This is a genomic window from Synergistaceae bacterium, from assembly GCA_017444345.1.
In the GTDB taxonomy this organism is placed as follows: domain Bacteria; phylum Synergistota; class Synergistia; order Synergistales; family Aminobacteriaceae; genus JAFUXM01.
On sequence record JAFSWW010000026.1, the window covers coordinates 1 to 3,628 of the forward strand.

Below are 3,628 nucleotides of genomic sequence, written 5' to 3' on the forward strand. Positions count from 1 at the left end.
ATAATGCATTTTACGCGCTTGATTATGTCTATCATTAATTGTTCGTTTGCTTCAGGAGTCCCTAAAATGTGTCCGCCTCCGTGAATCCATAAGAAGGCGGGTAATTTTCCGGTTACATTTGCGGGCTTATAGACTCGAACGCGTAAATTATTGCTGATAATTTCGTCATAAATTTCGATTTCTGAATCTTTCGGCAGATTCTCAGGAGCAACAATAAAATTTTTCCTGACTTCATTAATATTTTCGTGCGTTATGGCCATATAATTTTGCTGCGTGAAAGCCTGTTTTAAGTCCGGATGAATCATTTTTTCGATATTCCACGCTTGAATCTCTTCGGCGCAAGATATTCCGTAAAATGCAAGAACGATCGAGATAATAAATCCTCCTGTATAAAAATTTTCCCGTGAATTATATAGTCAACGCACTTAACTTTCTATATCCTGCTGCAATGCAAATAATTTATCGCGCTTATATAATTCGTTCTGCCCACCCACCCGCCCGGATTGAAGGGGTAGCGCCGACGTGCAAAAGTTTTTACAGCTATTCAAGTGTATTTGCTATAACAAAGTCTCATGAAAAAATTTGTGCGTGAAAATTTGTGTGCTGATAAAAATTTTTTCTGCGTGAATAATTGCGATTGCGTGAATAATTAAATATTTTTGTAGTTGTAAATGTAGTTGTAAAAAATTTACAGCTCCTCGAAAAATTATATCCGAGAATTAGTAATTTATGATTATATAACAATAAACATTTTCGGGAAACTATGACAAGATATTTTTGTTGAGCTTACATATTAAATTTCTTGTATGTGTGCGACTCGTTTTTTCCCCGTCAGTAATTATAAATCCACATTTCCGAAAGACTTTATAGTAAACTATGACAAAGTCGAAATAAATAATTAGGTAAATGTAACGTGTAAAATTTATTGCTGATACATAACGCAGGGAGGTAATATAACGTGAAAGAAAAAATTTCTGCAATCCTTAAAACTTTACCCGAACGACCCGGAGTCTATTTAATGCGGGACTCTGAAGGCAAAATTATTTATGTCGGTAAAGCAAAGAAATTAAAGCGCAGAGTCTCATCTTACTTCAGGCACTCGCACGCTATAGCACGATTAAATAAATTAGTCTCGCTGATTGAAGATATTTCCATAATCCGCACAGAAACAGAAGCTGAAGCCCTTATCGTTGAAGCAAAATTAATACGCAAATATCAACCGTTCTTCAATATAGAGCTAAAAATGGGCGACAGATATCCCTATGTCAAGATAACTGATGAAGATTTCCCGCGACTAGAAATTACCAGACATAAGAGTAACGACGGAGCTTTATATCTCGGACCATTCGTAGACGCAGGCACAATACGAAATTTAATGCGCTTGACTGAACGTTATTTCCCGCTGAGAATCTGCAAATCACGAATCAATCCCGACAAAAATAAACGTCCCTGCGTTGAATATAATCTCGGCCGCTCAATGGGTGCGTGTGCGGGGTTATGCTCGCGTTCAGAATATCGGGAAAGAGTCAGCGACATAATTTTATTATTTGAGGGCAAGCAAGCAGAACTTGTCGAGAGATTACGCGCAAGAATGAACGAGTCCGCAAAAAATTTAGAGTTCGAGAAGGCCGCAAACTATCGCGATGCAATTCGTGCAATATGGAAATTATCTCGTCAAAAAATTTCGTCAGCCCTTCAGGAAGACTTAGACAATGAAACGTGGCAAGTGTTAAACCGCATTCAGGAATTATTGAGCCTAAAAATTTTACCATGGAGGATTGACGCTTTTGACATTTCTCACACATCTGGGCATGACACTTACGGCTGCTGTGTAGTGTTCGAACAGGGGAGACCGAGTCCGAATCTTTACAGACGATTCAAGATAAGATCACTTAATGAAGGCGAAATAAATGACTTTGCTTCAATCTATGAGACAGTAAAGAGACGTTACAGCCACGTAATAGATAATTCTGAACCTGCACCCCAATTAGCTTTAATCGACGGAGGCCCCGAACAGTTAAAATTTGCTTTGCGCGCGATAAATGAGCTTGGACTAAATTTGCCGTTGATAGCTCTTGCAAAACGCGAGGAATTAATTTTTTTGCCGGACAAACCCGAACCCTTGAGACTTGGCCGTGATGATGTTGCTTTGCAGTTATTCCAGCGGTTAAGAGATGAAGTTCACAGATATTCAATTACGACTCAAAGACGCGCGCGCGGAAAAGTTTTCAGGCATTCGAGACTCGACGATATACCGGGAATCGGACGCAAGAAAGCTAGTGAGTTGCTCGTTAAATTCGGGAGTGCTAAGAAAATTTCAGAGTTACAGCCGGAAGATCTCGAAAAAATTCCTGGTATAGGGCCGATTCTTGCGAGAAAGATTCTTGACTCGCTGAAAGAGTAAAATTTATAATCTTGCTAAACTTACGCGAAAGGACTGATTGACAGTGAACGAAGCATCAAAGTATAATGGCTCACGGCTCACGGCAAACTATTATGGAATAAAATCTACACTTTTTTACGCAATTGCAAGTATTATATAAAAATGGAATCTCTTGTCATGTGTGTAAAAATTTCCCGTTTATTTGGCCGTGTTTCACAAGAATATACAACAGCATTTATTAATGAAGTACGTTCAGACAGACGCAGAAGAAAAAAATGGTTCGCTCCTGATCCCTACAACGGCAGAAAAATTATGAACGTAGAAGAAGCTAATAAATTTATCGCAGCAGCAATCAGAGCAGGCAAACCCTTCATGGCCGGTCGTTACGGCAATGTTGAATTAAATGCGATGTGGCACGTCAGAGAAGATAACAAGGGCTTTATCGCTCCCGTCGGAAAAGCGTTTTATGCACTCCAGAATAACGCCGGATTTTTCCCGAATGACAAAAAATTGATGATAAAATTTGCTGAGATTATGAGATGGGCAACTTCTCAAGTTGATTTAATGGCGATATGGATTATGTTTATGGAACAGTACGAGTTAAGCAAATACGGAAATAACCCAAATTATTGCTGGCTGCCCGGTGTAGAGCCTTATCACTCTAAAGAGGGTAACTGGTGGAGCGCAGCACTTGAGGACAAAAAAGTTTTGGTAATTACCCCCTTCGCAAAATCTACAGAGCAGCAATACCAGAAAAGGGAGCTTTTATTTCCGGGAACAAATATTTTGCCGAAATTCAAAAAATTAATCGTTCACAAAGCAGTCCAGACTATAGCATTTAATCGTGATGACAGATTCAATAACTGGTTTGAAGCTCTTGACTACATGTATAACGAAGCAATGAAAGAAGATTTTGACGTTGCTATAATAGGCTGCGGCGCGTACGGTTTCCCATTAGCAGCAAAAATAAAGGCCGCCGGGAAAATTTCTATACATATGGGCGGAGCAGTTCAGATTTTATTCGGAATAAGAAATAAACGCTGGGACGGAAGCGCAATGACATCAAATCCCGCGTGGGTAAGGCCAAGCGCAGAAGAGACTCCCAAGAACGCAAAAAATGTAGAGAACGCCTGTTACTGGTAAATATTAAGGGAGTAATTTATAATCTTGTCAAATTTACGCGAAAGGACTAATTGACAATGAACGCAAATTCCCAGTATAATGGCTCACGGCTCACGGCTCACG

The 3,628-nt window shown here is 39.6% G+C and carries 3 protein-coding genes; 2 read left to right on the forward strand and 1 reads right to left on the reverse strand.

What is annotated here, in order from left to right:
• A partial coding sequence (locus IJS99_01660; protein MBQ7560526.1) for a hypothetical protein occupies positions 1 to 305 on the reverse strand: 305 nt, incomplete at its 3' end.
• Positions 306 to 1,018: 713 nt separating this feature from the next.
• Between IJS99_01660 and IJS99_01665 the strand changes: the two genes are divergently transcribed.
• On the forward strand, positions 1,019 to 2,404 hold the full coding sequence (locus IJS99_01665; GenBank protein ID MBQ7560527.1) for an excinuclease ABC subunit UvrC: 1,386 nt from the start codon (positions 1,019 to 1,021) through the stop codon (positions 2,402 to 2,404).
• 156 nt (positions 2,405 to 2,560) lie between these two features.
• On the forward strand, positions 2,561 to 3,526 hold the full coding sequence (locus tag IJS99_01670) for a hypothetical protein (GenBank protein ID MBQ7560528.1): 966 nt from the start codon (positions 2,561 to 2,563) through the stop codon (positions 3,524 to 3,526).
• Positions 3,527 to 3,628 lie beyond the last annotated feature (102 nt).

What these genes read in the sequence shown, in the direction of transcription:
- IJS99_01665 (MBQ7560527.1), top strand. Translation starts at nt 1,019, where the DNA reads ATGCGGGACTCTGAAGGCAAAATTATTTATGTCGGTAAAGCAAAGAAA.
- IJS99_01670 (MBQ7560528.1), top strand. Translation starts at nt 2,561, where the DNA reads ATGTGTGTAAAAATTTCCCGTTTATTTGGCCGTGTTTCACAAGAATAT.